General features: G+C 42.9%; 22 protein-coding genes and 1 other annotated feature. Of the genes, 15 read left to right on the top strand and 7 right to left on the bottom strand.

Annotated elements, in window-relative coordinates; all coding sequences use genetic code 11:
* The first annotated feature begins 178 nt into the window (after positions 1-178).
* From ACZ444_RS10060 to motS, 6 genes are all read left to right on the top strand, one after another.
* A complete protein-coding gene (locus ACZ444_RS10060; RefSeq protein ID WP_382358560.1) occupies positions 179-586 on the top strand; it encodes a DUF948 domain-containing protein in 408 nt (135 codons plus the stop codon).
* A gap of 18 nt (positions 587-604) precedes the next feature.
* Positions 605-1,030, top strand: a complete 426-nt coding sequence (locus ACZ444_RS10055; protein ID WP_382358559.1) for a YtxH domain-containing protein — start codon at positions 605-607, stop codon at positions 1,028-1,030.
* Between the two features lie 145 nt (positions 1,031-1,175).
* Complete coding sequence (locus ACZ444_RS10050) at positions 1,176-2,261, top strand: bifunctional 3-deoxy-7-phosphoheptulonate synthase/chorismate mutase (RefSeq protein ID WP_382358558.1); 1,086 nt, start codon at positions 1,176-1,178, stop codon at positions 2,259-2,261.
* A 161-nt stretch (positions 2,262-2,422) separates the two neighbouring features.
* Positions 2,423-3,421, top strand: a complete 999-nt coding sequence (ccpA, locus tag ACZ444_RS10045; RefSeq protein ID WP_382358557.1) for a catabolite control protein A — start codon at positions 2,423-2,425, stop codon at positions 3,419-3,421.
* A gap of 75 nt (positions 3,422-3,496) precedes the next feature.
* Entirely contained in the window at positions 3,497-4,315 is an 819-nt protein-coding gene (gene motP, locus ACZ444_RS10040; RefSeq protein WP_382358556.1) for a flagellar motor protein MotP, read from the top strand.
* The gene (motS, locus tag ACZ444_RS10035; RefSeq protein ID WP_382358555.1) at positions 4,305-5,075 is read left to right on the top strand and encodes a flagellar motor protein MotS; all 771 of its coding nucleotides are present in this window, start codon (positions 4,305-4,307) and stop codon (positions 5,073-5,075) included. Before motP ends, motS begins: the two co-directional genes overlap by 11 nt.
* A 61-nt stretch (positions 5,076-5,136) precedes the next feature.
* Here motS and ACZ444_RS10030 read toward each other — a convergent pair whose 3' ends face one another.
* From ACZ444_RS10030 to ACZ444_RS10015, 4 genes are all read right to left on the bottom strand, one after another.
* The gene (locus ACZ444_RS10030; RefSeq protein ID WP_382358554.1) at positions 5,137-6,303 is read right to left on the bottom strand and encodes an acetoin utilization protein AcuC; all 1,167 of its coding nucleotides are present in this window, start codon (positions 6,301-6,303) and stop codon (positions 5,137-5,139) included.
* Positions 6,300-6,950 (bottom strand): acetoin utilization AcuB family protein, encoded by a 651-nt coding sequence (locus tag ACZ444_RS10025; RefSeq protein WP_382358553.1) that lies wholly within the window; start codon positions 6,948-6,950, stop codon positions 6,300-6,302. Before ACZ444_RS10025 ends, ACZ444_RS10030 begins: the two co-directional genes overlap by 4 nt.
* Before the next feature lie 33 nt (positions 6,951-6,983).
* Complete coding sequence (locus ACZ444_RS10020) at positions 6,984-7,604, bottom strand: GNAT family N-acetyltransferase (protein WP_382358552.1); 621 nt, start codon at positions 7,602-7,604, stop codon at positions 6,984-6,986.
* 132 nt (positions 7,605-7,736) lie between these two features.
* Positions 7,737-10,553: a transglycosylase domain-containing protein gene (locus ACZ444_RS10015; RefSeq protein ID WP_382358551.1), complete on the bottom strand. Its 2,817-nt coding sequence runs from the start codon at positions 10,551-10,553 to the stop codon at positions 7,737-7,739.
* A 126-nt stretch (positions 10,554-10,679) separates the two neighbouring features.
* Positions 10,680-10,892: a binding site (T-box leader), on the top strand.
* Between the two features lie 60 nt (positions 10,893-10,952).
* Between ACZ444_RS10015 and tyrS the strand changes: the two genes are divergently transcribed.
* On the top strand, positions 10,953-12,224 hold the full coding sequence (tyrS, locus tag ACZ444_RS10010) for a tyrosine--tRNA ligase (RefSeq protein WP_382358550.1): 1,272 nt from the start codon (positions 10,953-10,955) through the stop codon (positions 12,222-12,224).
* 136 nt (positions 12,225-12,360) lie between these two features.
* On the opposite strand, the gene rpsD is transcribed toward tyrS, so the two are convergent.
* Both rpsD and ACZ444_RS10000 read right to left on the bottom strand, forming a co-directional pair.
* Entirely contained in the window at positions 12,361-12,966 is a 606-nt protein-coding gene (gene rpsD / locus ACZ444_RS10005; protein ID WP_382358549.1) for a 30S ribosomal protein S4, read from the bottom strand.
* A 357-nt stretch (positions 12,967-13,323) separates the two neighbouring features.
* Positions 13,324-13,809, bottom strand: a complete 486-nt coding sequence (locus ACZ444_RS10000) for a GAF domain-containing protein (protein WP_382358548.1) — start codon at positions 13,807-13,809, stop codon at positions 13,324-13,326.
* Positions 13,810-13,924: 115 nt separating this feature from the next.
* Here ACZ444_RS10000 and refZ point away from each other — a divergent pair, with 115 nt between their 5' ends.
* The 5 genes from refZ to ACZ444_RS09975 all read left to right on the top strand — a co-directional run bounded on the left by refZ (position 13,925) and on the right by ACZ444_RS09975 (position 19,093).
* Positions 13,925-14,548, top strand: coding sequence for a forespore capture DNA-binding protein RefZ (gene refZ, locus ACZ444_RS09995; protein WP_382358547.1), 624 nt, complete (start codon positions 13,925-13,927; stop codon positions 14,546-14,548).
* 174 nt (positions 14,549-14,722) lie between these two features.
* Complete coding sequence (ezrA, locus tag ACZ444_RS09990) at positions 14,723-16,414, top strand: septation ring formation regulator EzrA (protein WP_382358546.1); 1,692 nt, start codon at positions 14,723-14,725, stop codon at positions 16,412-16,414.
* Positions 16,415-16,460: 46 nt separating this feature from the next.
* Positions 16,461-17,600: a cysteine desulfurase family protein gene (locus tag ACZ444_RS09985; protein ID WP_382358545.1), complete on the top strand. Its 1,140-nt coding sequence runs from the start codon at positions 16,461-16,463 to the stop codon at positions 17,598-17,600.
* 6 nt (positions 17,601-17,606) lie between these two features.
* Complete coding sequence (thiI, locus tag ACZ444_RS09980) at positions 17,607-18,809, top strand: tRNA uracil 4-sulfurtransferase ThiI (protein WP_382358544.1); 1,203 nt, start codon at positions 17,607-17,609, stop codon at positions 18,807-18,809.
* A gap of 80 nt (positions 18,810-18,889) precedes the next feature.
* Positions 18,890-19,093: a small, acid-soluble spore protein, alpha/beta type gene (locus ACZ444_RS09975; protein WP_382358543.1), complete on the top strand. Its 204-nt coding sequence runs from the start codon at positions 18,890-18,892 to the stop codon at positions 19,091-19,093.
* Positions 19,094-19,141: 48 nt separating this feature from the next.
* Here ACZ444_RS09975 and ACZ444_RS09970 read toward each other — a convergent pair whose 3' ends face one another.
* Entirely contained in the window at positions 19,142-19,942 is an 801-nt protein-coding gene (locus ACZ444_RS09970) for an NAD kinase (protein WP_382358542.1), read from the bottom strand.
* Positions 19,943-20,052: 110 nt separating this feature from the next.
* Between ACZ444_RS09970 and ACZ444_RS09965 the strand changes: the two genes are divergently transcribed.
* From ACZ444_RS09965 to tpx, 3 genes are all read left to right on the top strand, one after another.
* On the top strand, positions 20,053-20,631 hold the full coding sequence (locus tag ACZ444_RS09965) for a DUF2953 domain-containing protein (RefSeq protein ID WP_464433291.1): 579 nt from the start codon (positions 20,053-20,055) through the stop codon (positions 20,629-20,631).
* 21 nt (positions 20,632-20,652) lie between these two features.
* On the top strand, positions 20,653-21,177 hold the full coding sequence (gene ytfJ, locus ACZ444_RS09960) for a GerW family sporulation protein (RefSeq protein ID WP_382358540.1): 525 nt from the start codon (positions 20,653-20,655) through the stop codon (positions 21,175-21,177).
* A gap of 94 nt (positions 21,178-21,271) precedes the next feature.
* On the top strand, positions 21,272-21,772 hold the full coding sequence (gene tpx, locus ACZ444_RS09955) for a thiol peroxidase (RefSeq protein WP_382358539.1): 501 nt from the start codon (positions 21,272-21,274) through the stop codon (positions 21,770-21,772).
* The last annotated feature ends 100 nt before the right edge of the window (positions 21,773-21,872 follow it).

Genomic DNA, 21,872 nt, shown 5'->3' with positions numbered 1-21,872 from the left:
ATTTTTAGGGTATAGATCCTCTGAAATCCTTTAAACCAAAGGACGAACACATGGCAGCTCGACAGCCGCTGGCAGAAAAGTTTGGCGATGTTTGGCTGCCGGTGCACTTTTTGATATGCTGCAGCTTCGGTAGCGTTTGCTCTGTGTGTTAGTCTTATAGAAAGGAGTTGATCAGTCAATGGATGTATTATTGTATGTTGCCGCCATTGTTGCTGCAGCTGCATTGGTTGTCCTCATTGTTTATTTGGTTACTACATTAAAAGCAGCCCAGCGAACATTGAATAATGCTGCTGATACACTGGCGAATATGGATTCACAGATGCAGGGAATTACCAGTGAAACGACTGAATTACTGCAAAAAACAAACCATCTTGCTGATGATGTAAACCAGAAGTCGGACAAGCTGAATGCCCTGTTTGAAGGGTTGAAAGGGGTAGGTGAGACAGCCGATGGATTGAATCAGTCGGTAAGGAAGCTATCAGCCCAAATTTCAGCGGCTGCCTCTAAGAATCAGGAAAAAGTGGCTGAAGCCCTTAAATGGGGTAATTCAATTATTGATTCCTTTAAAAAGAAAAAAAACTATTAATGAAGGTGAGGAGATAAAGTGGAAGAAAATAAGCCTGATTTGGACAGTCAGAACGTCCTGCTCGGAACACTCATTGGTGCTGTAACGGGTGCAGTCATTGCCCTTCTGTGGGCTCCAAAATCCGGTCGGGAACTGCGAAGCGATCTCAATCGTAATGCTGCACAGCTGCGGAACCGTGCCAGCGATTGGAAAGATATAGCCTATGACAAAGGATCTGAGTTAACTGGAACAGCCTATCAGAAAGGTTCAGAACTGAAAGAAAAGGCGTATTTAAAGGGGTCAGATTTGCGGACAAAGGCTGTCGACTCTACGATAGATCTATCAAAAAAGACACAGCAAAAAACGAAGGAAGTAGCGACAAATGTGCAGGATAAATTGAATATCGACAGCAACGCAGCTGAATCAGCAGATGATGATGACAAGAAAACGACAGACAACCCTTAAGTCGCCTGAATTAACCAGTGAATTATCACTGGTTTTTTTCTTAATGAAACAGCTTATAACTGATGACAAATGCGTTATTTTTCGGTATAATTATGTCTAATTACTTAATAATCTTATAATTAATAATGGAACAGGAGGGATTCGATTGGATAATGAATTAGAACAACTGCGCCAACAGCTTGACGGCGTTAATATGGATCTTTTAAAACTGATTAATCAACGTGCTGAAATTGTTCAGCAGATTGGAGCAGTTAAGGAAAAGCAGGGCATTAATCGGTTTGATCCAGTCAGAGAGCGTGATATGCTGACTGAATTGACGCAACAGAATGAAGGCCCTTTTGAGAATTCGACGATTGAATATCTCTTCAAAGAAATTTTCAAAGCCAGTCTTGAACTTCAGCATGATGATCATCGCAAAGCACTGCTTGTATCACGAAAAAAGCAACCTGATAATACTGTTATTGATATTAAAGGCGATAAAATTGGAAACGGCGGTTTTCAGCACGTAATGGGACCGTGTTCTGTTGAAAGTTATGATCAGGTGGCGCAGGTAGCTGAGGCAGTTAAGCGCAATGGTATTAACTTTTTGCGTGGCGGCGCATTTAAACCCAGAACATCACCTTATGATTTCCAGGGCCTCGGTCTGGAAGGCTTGCAGATTTTGAAAAGGGCTGCTGATGAATACGGCCTGGCAGTTGTCAGTGAGATTGTTAACCCGGCACATATCGCTCAGGCACTTGATTATGTAGATGTTATCCAAATCGGCGCACGCAATATGCAAAACTTTGAGTTACTGAAGGCAGCGGGTGAGACCGATAAGCCTGTACTGTTAAAACGTGGTATGTCCGCGACGATTTCCGAATTTATTAATGCAGCTGAATATATTATATCACGGGGCAATGGCCGCATAATTTTATGTGAACGGGGCATACGAACTTACGAAAAAGCAACGCGCAATACACTTGATATTTCCTCAGTTCCCATTCTGAAGCAGGAAACGCACCTGCCAGTGATGGTTGATGTTACGCATTCCACCGGCCGCAGAGACCTGTTGCTTCCAGCTGCTAAGGCAGGCGCTGCGATTGGTGCAGATGGCATTATGGCTGAAGTGCATCCTGATCCTGCCGTTGCATTGTCGGACTCAGCGCAGCAAATGGATATTCCCACCTTTGACCAGTTTATGAAAGAACTTGACGCATTCGCACCTCGTAAAGGCATGCAGCAGGATTAAAACGGATACTGTACTGGTTTAAAATTAACGGCCAGAATAAATGTTCTATATTTAAAGGCTGATCTAATAAAGGATCAGCCTTTAATTGTGTTTTGAAACGTGTTAGCGTATTATAATGGAAAAGAAGACGTTTTGCTTATTATGATGGAGGTAGATTTGAAATGACAGTCACAATATACGATGTTGCAAGAGAAGCAAATGTATCAATGGCGACCGTTTCTCGTGTTGTTAACGGAAACCCAAATGTTAAACCGGTAACGCGAAAAAAAGTTTTGACAACGATTCAGGAACTGGGCTACCGTCCGAATGCTGTTGCAAGAGGTCTTGCAAGCAAAAAAACCACGACAGTGGGAACGATTATTCCGGATATTTCAAGTATCTTTTTCGCTGAGCTGGCAAGAGGCATTGAAGATATTGCCACCATGTACAAGTATAATATGATACTGAGTAACTCGGATCAGAATAAGGATAAGGAATTGCAATTAATTGATGCTATGCTGGAGAAACAAGTGGATGGCATCCTATTTATGGGGGGCGATATTACAAACGACCATGTGGAACAGTTCCGGTCATCATCTGTTCCGGTTGTGCTGGCAGCGACCTATGATGAATCCAATGTTATCCCGTCTGTTAATATTGATTATGAAGCGGCTTCATTTGACGCAACATCTTATCTGATGGATAAAGGAAATGAAAAAATTGCGTTTATCTCGGGCGTGGATAATACGCTGATTAATCAGCGAAAATATGATGGCTACGCTCGTGCTTTTGATGAGAAGGGGATAAACCTTAAAGATGAGTATATCCTGAAAGGTGATTATTCCTATGATTCCGGACTGGAAGCAGTTGATCAGCTGTTGCAACTGACGGAAATACCGACTGCTGTGTTTGTAGCATCTGACGAAATGGCGCTTGGTGTTATCCACCGGCTACAGGACAATGGTTATCAAATTCCGAATGACATGGAAGTGTTTGGTTTTGATAATACAAGACTCGCAACAATGGTCCGGCCAACGCTGTCAACGATTGTACAGCCTATGTATGATATTGGAGCAGTTGCGATGCGCTTGCTGACAAAATATATGAATAAAGAAGAGGTTGATGAGAAAGAGGTTATCCTGCCGCACCGGATTGTTGAAAGAGATTCAACAAACTTATAAGACTGCCGGTATATACCATAATGGTTAGATATGCATGGCTGGATGGAAAAGTCTATCTTTGGGGGAGATAGCTCTATGCGGAAACGGGATGTCCTGACACCAATCGGTATTACCTTAGGCTTTATCATGCTTATGCTGGCCATCCTTTTCAAAGGTGGGACACAGGGAACAAAATTTTTTCTGGATATTTCGTCGATTTTTGTCGTAATGGGCGGCGTGGCTGCTTCACTTCTGATCAATTTTAAAACGGAACAGATCAAACTTACGGGAACGGTGCTGAAGGAAGCCTTTCATCAGAATGATCACCGGATCGAGGATCTTATCAGTATGTTTGTCAGGCTGGCTGGGCGTGCCCGCCGGGAAGGTATTCTTGCTCTTGAAGATGAAATAGACGACATGGAAGATCCCTATATTAGAAAAGGAGTGCTGCTTGCAGTAGATGGGATTGAACCTGAGGTTATTTCTGATATTATGAACTCTGAAATAACAGCAATGGAAGAACGTCATTATCAAGGACGGGCTATTCTGGAAAAGGCTGGTGAGTATGCGCCTGCCTGGGGCATGATTGGGACACTGGTTGGACTTGTCTTAATGCTTAACAGTTTGACTGATCCAGCGACGCTTGGACCCAAAATGGCAGTAGCTCTGCTGACAACCTTGTACGGCACTGTTATGGCTAATCTATTTTTTATTCCTATGGCCAGTAAACTGCAAACTAAGACAGAGGAAGAAATGTTTATTAAACAAATCGTTATTGAAGGTATTATTGGTCTGCAGTCCGGCCAGAATCCGCGCACTTTAGAAGAAAAACTGAACGCTTTTTTGCCGCTTGATTCAAAAAATCATGCCAAATCGGCAACTGCCCGTGCAGGAGAGAATACCCATGAAGCGTAGAAGGGCGAGGAAGCGTCATTATTCAGGTGCTCCAAAGTGGATGGTGACTTATTCTGATTTAGTGACATTGATTCTTGTTTTCTTTATTTTACTATTCTCGATGTCTCAAATCGATGAAGACAAGTTCGAAGATGTATCGGCATCTTTTAGAAACCGGATGATCCTGGATTTTCATTCGTCGATGGCGCCTATGGAGCAGCCAGCTAACGAGGATGCTAAAAAATCTGGTGAACTCGAACGGCAGACACAGCAGGATACTGCTGACAATACTGGTGGCCACCAAGATAATCTGGCAGACCATGTTAAACAATTTTTGCAGAAGAATGACTTAAATGATGTTGTTTCTGCAAATAAAACCGATCAGGGGATAGCACTGGTGCTGCAGGAAAATATCCTGTTTGAAACAGGAAAAGCAACTATTGTGGATGCAGGAAAACCTGTACTGGATAAAATCGGAGAGATGCTGTCTGATCTGCCAAACAATGTAAGAGTTGAAGGGCATACTGACGATCGTCCCATTTCGAGTTACAAATATCCATCTAATTGGGAGTTATCTGGTGCAAGAGCGAGTGGTGTGATCCGATATTGGCTAGATACCTATGATTTTGATGAATCACGATTTTCATCAATTGGTTATGGCGATACAAGACCAGTTGTTAAAAATAATTCTAAAGTAGACTGGCGGCAAAACAGACGTGTTGAGATCGTCATCAAAGAGAATGAATCATCTGAAAAAGAGGGAAAGAAGGGAGATGACTAGATGTTTCTCCCTTTACCCGTGTGATTTTGGCATCTTCCGGTCCATTATTTTGGTCGTTCCCCTAGAGGTGACTTTTACTTGAATGTGTATACATCAGAGCACTCTGCAAAACCTGTTTATTTTTTTCAGTAATTTCCGCTTTTCTTGGAATGACAGGTACAATTTGTTCCGCATCATGCCAGGTTTCAGGCAACGTTAGTGGTGTTTCTGACTGCCAGCTGGTGCGCCATGCAGACGGCAGCATCCCTTGCTGAATGCTTCCAGTTTTCATCACGCTCCAGACTTGTGCCCAGGCACGGGGAGGAACCCGCCACATGTCATAACCGCCGCCTCCAAGTGCTATCCAGCGCCCATCACAGTATTCATGTGCTAATTCGTGTGCCAGTAAGGGAATCTGTTCAAAGGCTTGCATGGTGACACACAAGTGCGTCAGCGGATCATTCACATGAGCATCCGCGCCATTTTGCGTTATGATAACATCAGGCTGGAAAGATTCGGCTATTTGTCTGAATGCGGTTTCATAAACGTACAGAAACGATTCATCTTCAGTGAATGCATCGATCGGCATATTAAATGTATAGCCGTGTCCTTCCTTAATGCCACGTTCCCGGATGTAGCCAGTTCCCGGAAACAGATAACGTCCAGTTTCATGAATGGACAGCGTACATACATTGGGATCATTGTAAAAGGCCCATTGAACACCATCACCGTGATGCGCATCTGTATCAACATATAAAACTTTTAAATCATATTTTTCCCGTATATATTTAATTGCAATAGCACCGTCATTATAGACACAGAATCCATTTGCCTTTTGACTGAAGCCATGATGCAATCCGCCTCCAGGGTTCAGTGCATGTTCCGCTTTTCCTTGTAAGACGGTGTCAACGGCTGCTAGCGTTCCACCAACGAGATAACTCGAGGCCTCGTGCATATTTTCGAATAGTGGTGTATCTTCTGTACCTATCCCATATTCCATGCCCTCACCAGGTGATAAGAAACCGCTACCAGCTCTCTTAACAGCATTTATATACGGCTTATAATGGAAAAGATTCACTTCTTCTTCGGTTGCTATTCGCGGTATAATTATGTCATTGTTTGTGAGCAAATTCCCTTTTTCTAATAGATCCTTTGTCAGCAATACCCGTTTTTGATTAAATGGATGATCCGCATGAAAATGATAATTCAAAAATTGATCTGAATAAATAAAAGCAGCATGACAAGTCATTGTTTGGGCCCCGCTATGTTATTCGGCCACATAAGTGTGTAGCCGGCTTTCCGCAAATCCTGGATAACGGGCAAAGGATTGATTGTCTGTATACGGAAAACAAGAATTTTATAGTTTGGATCATCATTATACGGATATAGCAGGACAGACGTGATGTTTGTCTGTCGTTTTCCAAAAACGGCAGCTGCTTCAGGTAAAACACCTGGCTTGTGGGGCACTTTAATCTCAATCTGAGAGCTTTGCACATTTGTCCCGGTTAACTGAATGAGTGTGTAAAGCATATCACTGGCTGTAATCATGCCAATCAGTTTATTGTCACTGACCACTGGTAGACAGGAAATATCTTTGTCGTAGAATATGTGGGCAACTTCCTCCGAGAGATCCAAGGGGTGAACCGTTACAACTGGATGGCTCATAATGGATTGAATTTCATGTGATAATACGTGCTGCTCTTGCGATTCATTAAAAATGGATGGTGCAGCGATGCGAAGGTCACGATCAGATACAATGCCTATAATCTGATTTGTTTCATCAACAATGGGTATATGCTTAATGTGATTAATATGCCGCAGTTTTAGGCCATCGGCAATGGCTGCTGTTGGCGAAAGTGTCACGACTTCCGATTGCATCATTTCTTCCACAAGCATCTATAACCTCTCCCTCATATGACGGTGCTGCTCTCACTGTAAAAAGCGGAGCCGATCAAATTGCTTCACAGAGTCTTCCGGAACATTCCTGCCAATCCGAACCATCAGGCAGTTAGCCGGATGTGAGATAATCTCCGGATCATTGGTCGCTGCAGGGTGCAGTCCACCTGCTGCCATCATTTTTTCCATCACGTTGCGGTAACCCCATACGCTCAGACCCTCTCTCTTTAAGTCCCAATGCCAGTAATACTCTGTGGAGATGATGATATAGTTTTCCATATAGTCATCTGTCATGGAAACTGTCAGCAAATCAGAAGCAACTTTTGCACTGCGATAGGCGGGAATGACTTCGACGACTCCTAGTTCCATCAAGTTCTCCATTTTAAAAGCTGACCAGCGTTCCATCGGATCGGGATGTAAATATGTGACATAGCCAATAATCGTATCTTTTGTTCTGGCAACGATGAGCCGTCCTTCTGGAAAATCTGCAATATTCAGAATGGCATCGAACTGTTTCGGAGCTGGCCTGAATACGGCCAGATCCTCATGAAAATGATAGAGTTTCAATTGCTCCGATGACAGCGGCCCCTCAATCACGATTTGATTATTTAATAACATCCGTGTTTTTGCATGGCAGGTTTTTGTATGCTTCAATATTTCACCACCTTTTGCTGACATCATTTAAAGCGGTTATAAGATTCATGATACATGATAATGGTTCATTTGTTTAGTGAAAATAGGCATTATTTTAACAGTTCCAGGTATTGCATTGATTCATCCAATGATTCATGATTCTGTCTTGATCGATGAAGCTTGTGATTCTAATCCAAAATAATCAACGGCTCTTACTTGATAGATACCAGTCGCTTTTGAAATAGTAAGGTTTGTTCCTGTTGTATTGCCAACAAGGCTGAATGAATTATTCGGGCTGCTGGCATGATAAATACGGTATCCAACAACATCCTGACTTGCCGATTCACGCCATGATAATGTATTGCCATTCAATTTAGCGGTCTTTGGTGCAACAGGATTTGTACCGTCATTTTGCACCGTTTCCTGGCTGATGCCTGCTTGTGGTAATCCAATTTTTGACCATTTGTCGCGATTGGTTCGTGGTAGCAGAAGGGAAAGATCACCCAATTGGGTATAGCCATTCCGCTGTAAAAATGCCGGATTGAATGTAAGACCATCACCTTCCACGAATTCTTCTGGTGTATTGGGGCCGGCCTTAACTGTCTGGCCATTGACTGTGACGTAAGAGCCTCTGATCAGGCTGTCATCTTTCTCAGTTGGCGCATATTTGGCATTAAATAAATCGGTTTTAATCAGTCCGGCTTTTTGACATAAATTGGATGGCAGCATACCGGAAATTCCACAGTAGTTTCGCGAAACAATGCCATCTGGCCGTTCAAAATTTTTATCAGGTGCTACAAGCTCCGGATGGATGTCGGATGCTTTATTGATCAATTCAGCCCATAATTTTTGGGTGCGCTGACTGTAACTTAAAGCACATGTTGGGCATTGTATACTTTTCCCAATATCGTAGCCTAGCCACACGCCCATCGAAACTTTGGGATTGACGCCAACAAACCAAGCATCTTTGTAGTCTTGTGATGTACCGGTTTTTCCAGTCCAATCCACATTTCTGTGTTTGATTTGCGAGTTTAGGTATGTTCCCGTGCCTTTGTTGATAACATCACGCATAACATCCAATGTCAGATAGGCTGTCTCAGGTGAGAAAACGTCAGTTGTATTCGTTTTATGCTCGTAAATTACATTTTCTTGCTGATCAGTAATTTTCTCGATCATATGGCTGTCGGCCGATTCACCCTGATTGCCCAGCGTGGCGAATGCACTGACGTTATCTTCTACAGTGACCCCTTGTGTTGTCGCGCCAATACTCAAAGACAGATTGGCATACTCATTTTTTCCCAGTGTGGTTATACCCATTGGTTCAAGAAATTCACTGACGGGATCCTGGTCATTAATCCGGTTATACACATTAATTGCCGGGATATTATACGAATTATAAAGTGCTTTTCTGGCAGATACAAGACCGTGATAGCCCCCGCCATAATTGTCCGGCGACCAGTCACCATACGAAGTGGGTACATCAGCAACTGGGGTGCCTGGCTGAATCACACCTTTTTCAAATGCTGGGGCATAAGCGAGAATCGGCTTCATTGTACTGCCATTGGACCGTTTGGCTGTAGTCGCATAATTAAGCTGGTTATCGCGGCTGTAATGCCGCCCGCCGACAAAGCTGATGATTCTGCCGGTGGCATTTTCAATCAGGACGCCGCCGGTTTGGACAGACTGGGTTATTTTAGTTTGTTCACCTGACTCATCTTCCACAAACCCTGTCCAGTCAGGTCCGTAATGATCATAATTTGCTGCAATATCTTTAAAAGCGTCGTGTGTTGACTTGTCAATGGTTGTATGAATCTCATAGCCACCCTGACGCAAAGACTGTTCGGCGCGTGCATGGTATTGTTTTTTTAAATCATCATCGTTTTCCAGATCGTCTGTTGAATACCCATCTTTTTCAGCCAAATGGTTCATAATGATGTTGCGGGCACGTTTTTCAGCTTCAAATGTTAAATAGGGATATTGTTCAACAGGCGACTGCGATTCTTCTGTGAAATCAGCAGTAATATCGTAGCTTAAAGCTTTTTCATATTGCTTCTTAGCGATATAGTCTGATTCATACATCCGCTTTAAAACGGAATGCATCCGATCAAGTCCCGGCTGGATACCGCTTTTACTTTTTAAGCCTCCATTATTTTTGAAAGGCGTGTAGGCTGAGGGACTTTGGGGCAGACCGGCGATGTAAGCTGCCTGAGGAAGATTCACCTCTGCGGCATCAATTCCAAAAATGCCTTCAGCTGCTGTCTGGACACCGCCAATATTGCTCCCAGAGGCATCTCGGCCAAAAGGGACGACATTCAAATAGGCTTCGAGTATCGCGTCTTTTTCAAAAAAACGTTCCAGTCGCATGGCAATTAAAATTTCTGTAGCTTTTCGGTCAAACGATACTTCATTTGTAAGAATCTGGTTTTTAACGAGCTGCTGAGTAAGTGTACTTCCGCCGGACTGATTCGAAGCAACGCCTGCTTGCTGTACAAGCGCCCTGACAATGGCCTTAGGCACAATCCCTTTATGGGCGTTGAAATATTCATCTTCCGTGGCTATAACCGCATCTTTCAGCAGCCCCGACACGTTTTCCAGCGAGATGTCCTCACGGTAGATATCTGATCGTAAATCGCCAATAGGTTCATTATTGGCGAAGTAAAGTGATGATGTTTCGGCATAGTTATGAATATCCTGCTGCATGCTGTCATAGTCACGCACTGGTTCATCTTTGACGAGTGAAGCAAAATAACCCATTCCTATGCCACCTGCAAAGACAGCGCCGACAACTGTTATAAGCAATAAGCCTAGCAGGACGTTCCAAGACACATCATAGCTGATGCGGGACCATTTCTGAATGTTGCCTGTTCCCCAGATGGCTCTTATCTTTTTAATATAACGATGTGTTCTGAACGTCTTCCAGAACAATTTTATCTTGCGGATTGATCGACTGAATATGGTATTAAAATCCACGTACAATCTCCCCCTGAATTACATACATTATAGCACAGTCCATTTCCAGGTTGAATGGAAATCTGTGTTTTTATATTGCATTTGCCATTTAGTTATGATAAGAATAAATGGGAAAACATAGTCATTTTAAATGCGTGGAAGGGTCGCAGTAGTCTTGCAAATTCCTTATTCAGAGAGCTGGCGGTGGGTGCGAGCCAGTAATAATTGCAGACGAATTACAATCCGGAGCATCTTCTTTTACAGGAAATTGGTGAAAGAAGACGGTTGAACAACCGTTAAAGAGTCCCAAGTGGCATTCGTGCAACAAGGGTGGTACCGCGAACTGAACTCGTCCCTTATTTTTAAAGGGGGCGGTTTTTTTATTTGTTGAGGCATTATATCTGAAATGGAGTGACGACGATGACTATTTTACAGGATTTAGAAAAGCGTGGTCTTATTCAACAGACTACAGACCGCGAGGCTTTAGAGCAGCATTTAAATGATCATCAGGTAACGTTATATTGCGGTTTTGATCCAACGGCTGATAGTTTGCATATTGGCCACTTATTGCCAATTATTATGCTGAAGCGATTTCAGCGTGCAGGACATAAGCCGATTGCGCTGATTGGTGGAGGCACCGGTATGATTGGTGACCCGAGTGGCCGGTCATCTGAGCGGTCTCTGAATGAAAGCTCAGTCGTTCATGATTATAGTGAAAAGGTGAAACAGCAATTAACCAGACTGCTTGAGTTTGACCAGGGATCGAACGCTGCAGTGGCCCGCAATAATCATGACTGGCTTGGCCAAATGACGGTGATTGATTTTCTCCGGGATGCTGGCAAACATTTTAGTATTAATTATATGCTTGATAAAGAGTCTGTTTCGGCTCGCATTGAGCAAGGGATTTCCTATACAGAGTTCAGTTATATGATCCTGCAGTCACTTGATTTTATGAGGCTGTATGAAGAGGAGAACTGTACGCTGCAGATAGGCGGCAGTGACCAATGGGGCAATATCACTGCGGGTATGGAACTTATACGCCGTTCCCGTGAGGATGAAGAGCGAGATGTTCAAATATTTGGTTTAACACTCCCGCTGATCACAAAAGCTGACGGCAGCAAATTTGGTAAAACTGCAGGGGGAGCTATCTGGCTTGATCCGGAGAAAACAACACCTTATGAGTTTTATCAGTTCTGGATTAATACAGATGATCGAGATGTCATGAAATTCCTGCATTATTTTACATTTTTAGAAGAAGACGAACTGGCTGAGCTGCAAACTGAACTTGATAATCATCCGGAGAACCGACAGGCTCAGAAACGTCTTGCGGAAGAAATGACTATGATGGTGCATAGCCGCGAAGCATTGGAACAGGCACAAAAGATAACGGCATCTCTTTTTAGCGGTGATTTAAAAGATCTGTCTGCCCAGGATATTGAAGAAGGCTTTAAAGATGTTCCGACTTATGAAACAGCTAAAGAAGACACAGGTTTAATTGATTTACTCGTGGATGCGTCCATTGCATCGTCCAAACGTCAGGCACGAGAGGATATTCAAAATGGTGCTATCTATATTAATGGGGAACGCAAGCAGGATTTACAGCACGTTGTGACTAAGAATGATCGGATTGAGGATCAGTTTTCCGTTATACGCCGTGGCAAGAAAAACTACTTTCTTATTCATTTCAGCTGAAACTGAAACGCTGCAGCAACTGGCAGAAGCATTGACGCTAATCCATAAACCAGCGATCGTGCTGTAAATACAGATAAAAAAGATCCATCCTTCTATAATTGAAGGATGGATCTTTTACATACGTTGTTAAGCAGCTTTATTGACGTGAGTAGTACTCAACGATAAGTGCTTCATTTATTTCAGCCGGCAGTTCCGACCGTTCAGGATAACGTGAATAGGTTCCTTCTCTTTTATCCGCGTCAAATGTAACATAATCCGGGACAAAGTTATTCACTTCGATGGCTTCCTGGATTATGTCAAGGTTTTGCGATTTTTCACGCAAACTAATCACCTGGCCAGGAAGGACACGATAGGATGGAATATCAACACGTCCGCCGTCCACTTTTACGTGACCATGGTTTACCAGCTGCCGGGCCTGAGGACGTGTACGGGCTAAACCAAGGCGATAAACTAGGTTGTCCAACCGGGATTCAAGAAGAATCATGAAGTTTGTACCATGAACGCCTCTCATTTTGCCTGCTTGGTTAAACAAATTACGGAATTGACGTTCGTTCAATCCGTATGTGTAACGTAATTTTTGTTTCTCCTGAAGCTGAAGACCATATTCAGACATTTTCCTGCGCTGAGTAGGTCCATGCTGTCCCGGCGGGTAAGGACGCCGATTCAATTCTTTGCCTGTTCCAGTTAGTGAAATGCCGAGTCGGCGTGATTTTTTCCATTCTGATCCGGTAAATCGTGCCATTGGACATTTCCTCCTTTATTTGTCTATTTGGCATAAAATAAACGACCGTGTTCCTGGTCACTGTCCATTTTGTTTTCATGTACCATCGCCCCAGCAGCAGAGAGTTACCTGATACACCTCTTTTATATTAGTCAAAAGTCAGGTTCAACTTCATCCAGTTCTGTCATAAGAGGAACAAAATGGCGGCAATGCCGGTTCACATAGGCTACCTTTTTATTTTACACAAGGAATAGTATAGCCGTTATGAGACCGGAAGTCAACCCTTTCTGATGATTATCTGTCCTCAGGAAGCCATTTCATCGAACTGGCAGACAGTTTAATAAAAAAACAGCTGGTATGGTTACCAGCTGGCAAAACTTATTTTTGTATCAGACGCTCGATTTCTTTTGCAAATTTTTCGAGATAGAGCTGATCGGTTTCATCGAAGCGGCTGTTAATCGGACTGTCAATATCAAGAACGCCATAGATATCCTGACCTGTATACAGCGGCATAACAATTTCTGATTTACTGGCGCTGTCACAGGCGATGTGACCTGGAAAAGCCATCACGTCGTCCACTCGCTGTGTTTTTCCTTCTTGAATGGCTGTTCCGCAGACCCCTTTGCCGTATGGTATTCTGATGCATGCCGGTAAACCCTGGAAAGGTCCAAGTACTAATTCACTGTCTTTCCATAAATAAAATCCGATCCAATTAATGTCACCGAGGGATTGGTTTAATAAAGCAGAAGCATTCGATAAATTCGCTAATCGATCGGTTTCGTCTTCGCATAGTGCTGTTAGCTGTTTTAATAATTGCTCATAGGAATGTGCTTTTTCGGTTGAATGAGCGGTTAACTGTGACATGCTGATTCATTCCTTTCATTTTATATTTCAACAAATTGCGGTAACAATTGTCGAAGGAAGATTGCAGGATTTTCGCTCAGTTCGTCGTAAAAGAACGACAAGGGAGGCATCGTTTATGACAGTCAATCCGACGAAACAGAAAGTTATTGATGCTGCATCGCTCTTATTTTTTCAGAATGGCTTTGACGGTACATCTGTCAGGGATATAGCTGACAAAGCTGCAGTCAATGTTTCCCTGATCAGCTATTATTTCAAAAGCAAGCAAGGGCTGCTTGAATATGCTGTAACCCAATACTATGAAGCATATCTTGAAACAATAGAGAGATCTCAGGCAGGGAATGAAACACGGACGGCACTGGAAAATTTAAAGAATTTAGCGGAAACAATTATACAATATAAACAGCACCATTATCAATTATCCTGTTTTATTCAGCGGGAACTGTCACTGGATTCCGTATTTGTCCGTGAAATGACTGTGACTTATTTAGCAAAAGAGAATTACATTATCAGTCATGTTTTTGATACAATTTTATCAACGTATATGAGAAATCATCAGGATAATCAATTTTTATTGATGCAGTTTAAGGGGATGCTAATCACACCTTATTTCATGCAGCATGAATGGAGAAATCAGGTTATGGGTGAATTTTCCCATCAGCAGTTTGTCCGGAATTATACAAAAGCAATTGGAAAGTGGCTTGATTATGTTGTTGAACAAAACTTTCACTCGACACAATAAACAGTGAGATAACCGGGAAAATCCTGTCGAATCATTAATTTATTTGAATTTTTTTAGCCAAAAATGCCATTAACATGATATTATTAGTAATATCGATAATGAATACGTGGCTTCCTGTAATACCTTGCATACAGGAAGAACCTCTTATATAGGACGAAGTTTAGGAGGCATTTTATGGCATACCTGATTGGCGGGGTTTTAGTACTGGTTGCAATCATAATTACAGGACTCATCATGCGCAAGAGGATCTATGACGATGTTGATCGTCTTGAATCCTGGAAAATGACGATTATGAATCGCAACATTGCTGGTGAACTTTCGCGAATTAAAAATTTGAATTTATCCGGTGAAACGCAAGAAAAATTTGAGGCGTGGAAAGAACAATGGGAACACATTGTGGCCAATGATTTGCCGGATATCGAGGAATATTTGTTTGATGCCGAGGCAGCGGCTGACCATTACCGCTTTCCCAGCGCAAAAAAAGTATTGCGCCAGGCAGACCAGGAGCTCCAGACAATTGAACAAAAAATTGAGGACATGCTGTCTGATCTGGACAATCTAATGAATTCAGAAGAATCGAGTCGTCATGAAATCGAAAAGATTCAGCCGCGTTTAAAAGCAATGCGTAAGACGCTCTCACAGAATAGAATCCAATTCGGCAAAGCGGATGAAAGTTTCGAAAAAGCCATTGATGAACTGGAAGAAAAACTGAACAAGTATCATGAGTTGACGGCTGACGGGGATTATTTAGAAGCCAGGGAACTTGTGGAAAACCTGAAGGAGCAAGTGGATGCTCTCTCAGGTGAAATGGACGCCTTTCCAGCTGTTTATCGAAAATGCAAATATGAATTGCCGAAAGAACTCGATGAGCTGCACAGGGGTTTCAAACAAATGGAAAACGATGGCTACCGGGTCAGGCATCTTGGCTTTGAAAAAGAAATTCACCATTATAAACGTCAGCTTGAGGCATGTATGGAGGAATTGGAGACAGGTGATACATCACAGGCGAATGCTGTCATATCGGAAGTGGAAGAGCGCCTGGCTGACATGTACCAGCTGCTGGAAAAGGAAGCAATTGCTAAAAATTATGTCGATACAAACTTTCCATCTTTTGAGGAGTCACTGGGTGCATTTGAACATACGTTTGCCATGACCAAAGAAGAAGTGACACAACTGCAGCAAAGCTACTATTTTGAGGATAGTGACATGGAAAAATATTTGTCATTGGATAAATCAATTACGCAGTTAAGAAACCATCTGGAAGAAATGACGCACAAGCTGAATGATGATGAAACGGCTCATTCCGATTTGCGAGATGACCTTGAGTATGGTTTTAATGACCTGGAGACCTTACAGCAGAAACATGATGCTTTTAAAAAGCGAATCGATAATTTGCGTGAAGACGAAATGGAAGCAAAAGAGAGTTTAGAAGCGAAACGTGAACAGCTGTATGAGGTGAAACGACGCTTGACGAAAAGTAACGTTCCAGGTGTACCGTCTTATATTTGGAATAAGATGGATGAAGCTGTGCAAAAAAACAATCAAGTTTTTTCGACGCTGGAAAAGCAGCCGCTTGACATGACAGAGGTTCAGGATGCATTATCAAAAGCGAAAACAGCTGTTGATGATGTTGCAGAACAGACGGAGACGATGCTTGATCAGGCCCATTTGACAGAACAAGTGATTCAGTATGCCAATCGTTACCGCAGTCAAAATCCAGAGCTTGCTGCTAAACTGTCGGAAGCTGAACGTCTATTCCGCTCATATGAATATGAAATGTCATTGGAGCATGCAGCAAAGGCTGTTGAGCAAATTGAACCAGGTGCCTTAAAACATATTGAAGAATTTCAGAAAACGGCCAACTAACCGTTCTCTAAATGATTCAGAATCAACAAATCGGGGAGTCATGCTAATGATTTATTTGGATAATAGTGCCACAACAAAACCCGATCCAGCTGTCCTGCAAAGTTATCAGCAGGCAGCGGAACGTTTTTTTGCAAACCCTGCCAGTATCCATCAGTTTGGGGGGGAGTCGGAAAAGCTGTTGACACGTGCAAGACAACAGGCGGCAGACCTGATGCATGTCAGCCATAATGAAATTATCTTCACCTCTGGCGGGACAGAAGGAAATAATCTCGCTATTAAAGGAACGGCTCTGAAGCACCAGCAGCGCGGCTGCCACATAATTACTACCGCAGTTGAGCATGCTTCGGTGTCAGAAGCCTGTGGAGGTCTGGAACAGCTTGGATTTGATGTCACGTACTTACCTGTCGACGAAAATGGTGTGGTATCCGTCCAGGCAGTCAAGGATGCCATCAGGGAAGATACGATACTGATCAGCATGATGCATGTTAATAATGAACTTGGCTCGGTTCAGCCTGTTCAGGAAATTGGTGAAGTCGCTAAAGACCATCCAAAGGTGGTTTTCCATGTGGATCATGTCCAGGGTATGGGAAAAGTGCCACTAAAGCTTACGGATAGCGGCATTGATTTATGTACGATTTCCGGTCATAAAATTCATGGATTAAAAGGTACCGGGATACTCTATGTTAAACAAGGGACAACACTTTTTCCACTTCTCCACGGCGGTGGCCAGGAAGATGCTTTACGTTCTGGAACGGAAAATCTTGCTGGTGCTGTCTCCCTTGTTAAAGCTATCAGGCTGATTAAAGAAAAAGAGACGAGCGGTATCAGGCATATGCAGGAGCTGCAGTCACTATTGCGAAAAAAATTAACCGCCATGGAAGCTGTTAAGGTGAACACACCGTATGATGCAGCGCCGCACATAATAAATGTTTCCGTTCCGGGCTTTAAGCCGGAAATTCTTATACACGCACTCGGTGAGAAGGGTATTTATATTTCCACGAAATCGGCTTGTTCCTCGAAACAGAGCGATGAAAGTAAAATTCTTTCAGAGTGCGGCTATAGCAGGGACCGCACAGCCTCTGCACTCCGTATCAGTCTGGCTTATGATACCACTGAAACGGAAATTCACACATTTGCAGATGCGCTGGCGGAATCCATTGATCAATTAAAAGCAGTAATGGAGTAGATCTTGATGCAATATGACCATATATTAATTCGTTATGGAGAACTCGCCTTAAAAGGAAAAAATCGAAAAAATTTCACGTTGCAGCTGCAGGATAATCTTTATGAACAATTAAAATCATATCCGGATGTAACGATCAAACGAACACAGGGACGCATGTTTATCTTATTGAACGGGCATGATCCAGAACCAGTTATGGAAAAATGCCAGTATGTATTTGGGATTCAGAGCCTTAGTCTGGCCATCAAAGTTCATAATGAGGAAGAAAAGATCAAAGAAGCTGCCCTGTGGGCGTTGCAGAATCGTCCGGATGTCCAGACGTTTAAAGTCTCGGTGAGGCGTGTGGATAAAACATTCCCGATTCAGTCACAGGAAATGAATCAGGTTCTGGGAAAGCATTTGTTAACAAATACCGCTGGTTGTGAAGTTGATGTTCATAATCCGGATTTGAAATTGAATGTGGAAATCAGACATGAAGCCACGTATATAACGTCAGACGTCGTATATGGTCCTGGCGGTTTGCCGGTGGGCTCGTCAGGTAAAACACTTTTGATGCTCTCCGGTGGGATTGATAGCCCAGTTGCAGGGTTTTTGGCCATGAAACGCGGCGTGCAAGTAGAAGCTGTTCATTTTCACTCCCCGCCATTTACAAGTGACCGGGCAAAGCAAAAAGTGTTCGATCTGGCCGACAAATTAAGCCAGTACGGCAGTCAGATTCGGGTTCATGTAGTGCCATTCACCAAGGTTCAGCAGCATATTTTTCAGGAAATCCCTGAAAGTTATGCGATGACTGTTATGCGCCGGGTAATGATGCGTATAAGTGAACAAGTCTGCAGACAGGAATCCATTTTATCAATAACGACAGGGGAGAGTCTGGGACAGGTTGCCAGTCAGACGATGGAAAGTATGAATGCGATTAATGAAGTGACAAATTATCCCATTTTACGCCCTTTAGTAGCAATGGATAAGAATGACATCACGGCTATTTCCAAGCAAATTGACACGTATGATATCTCCATTCGTCCTTATGAAGATTGCTGTACGATTTTTGTGCCCAAATCGCCCAAAACAAGGCCTCGCCGTGATAAAATTAATGAACTTGAGGAACACACAGACTTTTCAGAACTGATTGATGAAGCCGTTGCAGGTGTTAATGTCGTAACGCTGACCGGCGAATCTGATGTAGAAGAAGAATTTGATGAGTTGTTCTGACTGGTTGCGTTAACAACAACTACCAGTTTTAAAATCCACCTCCAGTGCACACCATAAGCGTAACAAGGAGGTGATTTAACATGGCAAGCAACAACTCAAATCAATTAGTTGTACCAGGTGCAGAACAAGCACTTGACCAAATGAAAACGGAAATTGCACAGGATTTCAATGTTCAGCTTGGTGCTGATACAACTTCCCGCGGTAATGGATCTGTCGGCGGGGAGATCACAAAGCGTCTTGTGCAAACGGCGCAGCAGCAGTTTGACGGCAATATGCCACAATAACAACTAAATAAAATGGCTGGGGCTATCCTTTTTGGGATAGCCCCATTATTATAGAAAGGTTCGTTTGACGCGATCCCAATAAGAATTGTGTTTAAGTTTAACGGTTTTGACCACTTTATTGCTTAAACTAACCGTCAGATTTTCAATGTTGCGTATCGAGTAGGCTTCATTATCCATACCTATCAGTGGATGGTCATTTCCATCTTGAACAACATCCAGTGTTAAAGTCCGGTCTTCGCTTAATATAAATGAGGAACCAAGCGTTCGGTAGCGGTTGTTGTTGAGTGATGCTATTTCAGATACTTGAAACGACGGGATCTTAGGATCAACAACAGCGCCTTGTGTTGATTTGTTGTAGCCCGTGCTTCCGGTAGGCGTGGCCACAATCAGCCCGTCACCGCGAAACCTTTCAAAATGCAAGTCGTCAATCGACACATCAATGACTATAGATTTAATAATGTTGGAGCGAATACTGACCTCATTTAAACACTGAAAGGTGGTGTCCCCATTTACCGAGACATTGATAACCGGAAAACGCCGTACTTCCATTTCTTCATGAACCATTGAACGCAGCATTTCTTCAAAGCTGTCCAGATTGAAATCACAATAAAGGCCTGATTCATTTCCTTGTGTGATACCGGTATATAAACAATTCTGCCGAAAACCGGTTTGCCGGACGGCCTGCAAAAATGCCCCATCCCCGCCAATGCTTATGATGACATTTGCATCTTTTGCATCGCTGACGATTTGAAAACCATTGTCACGTGCCAGTTTAAACAAAGGCTCTAATTGAACATTCGGCTCATGATTAGCCGGGTAGTAAAAATACAGGTTGTTTCGTGAAAACATCTCTAAACCTCCCACTCAAGAAGTTTTCCTCAGACATAGTTTACCACGTTTTAATTGTGATGTGTAAGAATGCTGTTTTGTTGCATACTAACCTCAAAAGGGGTGTGATTATGGTTATTGGCATCGTCGTCATAAGTCTGCTGGTTGTTTGTATGGTTCTTCTCTGCTCCAACATCTATATTAATGGTTCAGCTGCCGTTAATTTACATACACAAACGGTTGACATTAAAGTATATTTTTATCGTATTTGTCTGTTTAAGCGGTCCATTGACCTAATGAACGAGGAAACTGATGAAAAACATTCGCTGCAAGATATTTTATCAATGATACATAAGACAAGTCATGATCTTCCGCGCAAGGTAAGCGATTTTAATGAGGCAGCAACCATCATTTTGAGCCGCCTTCGATTCAAAAAATGGTATTGGCACACTCATATTGGCACAGGTGAAGCGCATACAACCGGTATAGCTGGCGGCGGTTTATGGGGAGCAAAAGGGACAATTGTCGGGTTGATTGCTTCTAAAAGTCAGTTCCAATGCGAGCCATCACTTGCTGTTACACCCTCTTTTAACCAAAAGCAGCTTAATTCAGTGGCTGACTGCATGATAGCGATAAGGCTGGGGCAAGCTATTTATGCATTACTCAAAATCATATGGAAACTGCCTGCCAGACGGCAAGCTGCTATTTAATATTTTAAAGGAGGATTATACATGAATGATGACCATCCAATACAAGGTTTAATGACAACAGCAATGGAAAATTTACAGGATATGATAGATGTTAATACGATTATTGGTGATCCTGTTGAATCACCAGACGGCAGCATGATCATCCCTGTATCGAAATTAGGTTTCGGATTTGCTGCCGGCGGGAGTGAGTTTACCGGCGGTCAGCAATCCAGTGATTCCAGCAGCAGTGATTCATACCCTTTCGGGGGCGGCAGCGGTGGTGGTGTATCCGTTACGCCAATCGCCTTTTTAATCATTAATTCTAAAGGCGTGAAAATGATTCATTTAGATGAGAGTACCCATATTTATGAAAAAATGATGGACTTTGCTCCTAAAGCGGTCGAAAAAATTCAGCAATTGCTTAAGGAATCGGGTTTGCCGGAAATGATGAAGCAGCAAACAAAACAAAGCGGCAATCAAGAAAACCAGAACAGCCGTCAGGAAAAGAAACGCCGGTCAAAACAGGATCAGGATGACGAATCAGACGATGAAGATGAGTCTGACTAGCCCTGTTTGTATTGCAGGCCGAATCATTGGACACAACCTGCGCCTTCCTTCATAATGAATTAAAGGAAAATGATTGCTATGGGAGGATGATTCAATGGTACAAGTGACATTTAATCAGGATCCAGTCACACTGAAGGGGCAGGAAATGAAAGTCGGGGACAAAGCGCCGAATTTCACAGTTTTGTCAAATGACCTTCAGGAAGTCTCCTTGGACGATTATAAAGGTAAAGTCAAATTGATTGCTGCTGTGCCGTCTGTTGATACAGATGTCTGTTCACAGGAAACGCGGCGATTCAACGAAGAGGCTGCGCAATTGGACAATGTACAAGTCCTGACCATCAGCATGGATCTGCCATTTGCTCAGCAGCGCTGGTGCGCCGCTAATGGCATTGAAAATCTGGATACGTTATCAGATCACCGCGATGCTGATTTCGGTGAAAAATATGGCGTTTTAATGCAGGAACTTCGTTTGTTGGCACGGTCAATTTTTGTTGTTGATTCTAATGATAACGTTACTTATGTGGAATACGTAAGTGAGGTAACGAATGAACCCGACTATCAACAAGCACTTGAGGCTGCACGCAAAGCCGAGTAGATCAACAGAAGCTCTCCTGTCAGGGTTACCCTGACAGGAGATTTTTTGTTTTAGGGAATATGTGCTGTCTGTTACAATATAGACGTTCTGAGACCATTGA

The organism is Lentibacillus kimchii, from assembly GCF_055381965.1.
This window is presented reverse-complemented; position numbering and strand designations above follow the sequence as displayed.

What these genes read in the sequence shown, in the direction of transcription:
- ACZ444_RS10060 (WP_382358560.1), top strand. Translation starts at nt 179, where the DNA reads ATGGATGTATTATTGTATGTTGCCGCCATTGTTGCTGCAGCTGCATTG.
- ccpA (WP_382358557.1), top strand. Translation starts at nt 2,423, where the DNA reads ATGACAGTCACAATATACGATGTTGCAAGAGAAGCAAATGTATCAATG.
- motP (WP_382358556.1), top strand. Translation starts at nt 3,497, where the DNA reads ATGCGGAAACGGGATGTCCTGACACCAATCGGTATTACCTTAGGCTTT.
- motS (WP_382358555.1), top strand. Translation starts at nt 4,305, where the DNA reads ATGAAGCGTAGAAGGGCGAGGAAGCGTCATTATTCAGGTGCTCCAAAG.
- ACZ444_RS10030 (WP_382358554.1), bottom strand. Translation starts at nt 6,303, where the DNA reads ATGACTTGTCATGCTGCTTTTATTTATTCAGATCAATTTTTGAATTAT.
- ACZ444_RS10025 (WP_382358553.1), bottom strand. Translation starts at nt 6,950, where the DNA reads ATGCTTGTGGAAGAAATGATGCAATCGGAAGTCGTGACACTTTCGCCA.
- tyrS (WP_382358550.1), top strand. Translation starts at nt 10,953, where the DNA reads ATGACTATTTTACAGGATTTAGAAAAGCGTGGTCTTATTCAACAGACT.
- rpsD (WP_382358549.1), bottom strand. Translation starts at nt 12,966, where the DNA reads ATGGCACGATTTACCGGATCAGAATGGAAAAAATCACGCCGACTCGGC.
- ACZ444_RS10000 (WP_382358548.1), bottom strand. Translation starts at nt 13,809, where the DNA reads ATGTCACAGTTAACCGCTCATTCAACCGAAAAAGCACATTCCTATGAG.
- refZ (WP_382358547.1), top strand. Translation starts at nt 13,925, where the DNA reads ATGACAGTCAATCCGACGAAACAGAAAGTTATTGATGCTGCATCGCTC.
- ezrA (WP_382358546.1), top strand. Translation starts at nt 14,723, where the DNA reads ATGGCATACCTGATTGGCGGGGTTTTAGTACTGGTTGCAATCATAATT.
- ACZ444_RS09985 (WP_382358545.1), top strand. Translation starts at nt 16,461, where the DNA reads ATGATTTATTTGGATAATAGTGCCACAACAAAACCCGATCCAGCTGTC.
- thiI (WP_382358544.1), top strand. Translation starts at nt 17,607, where the DNA reads ATGCAATATGACCATATATTAATTCGTTATGGAGAACTCGCCTTAAAA.
- ACZ444_RS09975 (WP_382358543.1), top strand. Translation starts at nt 18,890, where the DNA reads ATGGCAAGCAACAACTCAAATCAATTAGTTGTACCAGGTGCAGAACAA.
- ACZ444_RS09970 (WP_382358542.1), bottom strand. Translation starts at nt 19,942, where the DNA reads ATGTTTTCACGAAACAACCTGTATTTTTACTACCCGGCTAATCATGAG.
- ACZ444_RS09965 (WP_464433291.1), top strand. Translation starts at nt 20,053, where the DNA reads ATGGTTATTGGCATCGTCGTCATAAGTCTGCTGGTTGTTTGTATGGTT.
- ytfJ (WP_382358540.1), top strand. Translation starts at nt 20,653, where the DNA reads ATGAATGATGACCATCCAATACAAGGTTTAATGACAACAGCAATGGAA.
- tpx (WP_382358539.1), top strand. Translation starts at nt 21,272, where the DNA reads ATGGTACAAGTGACATTTAATCAGGATCCAGTCACACTGAAGGGGCAG.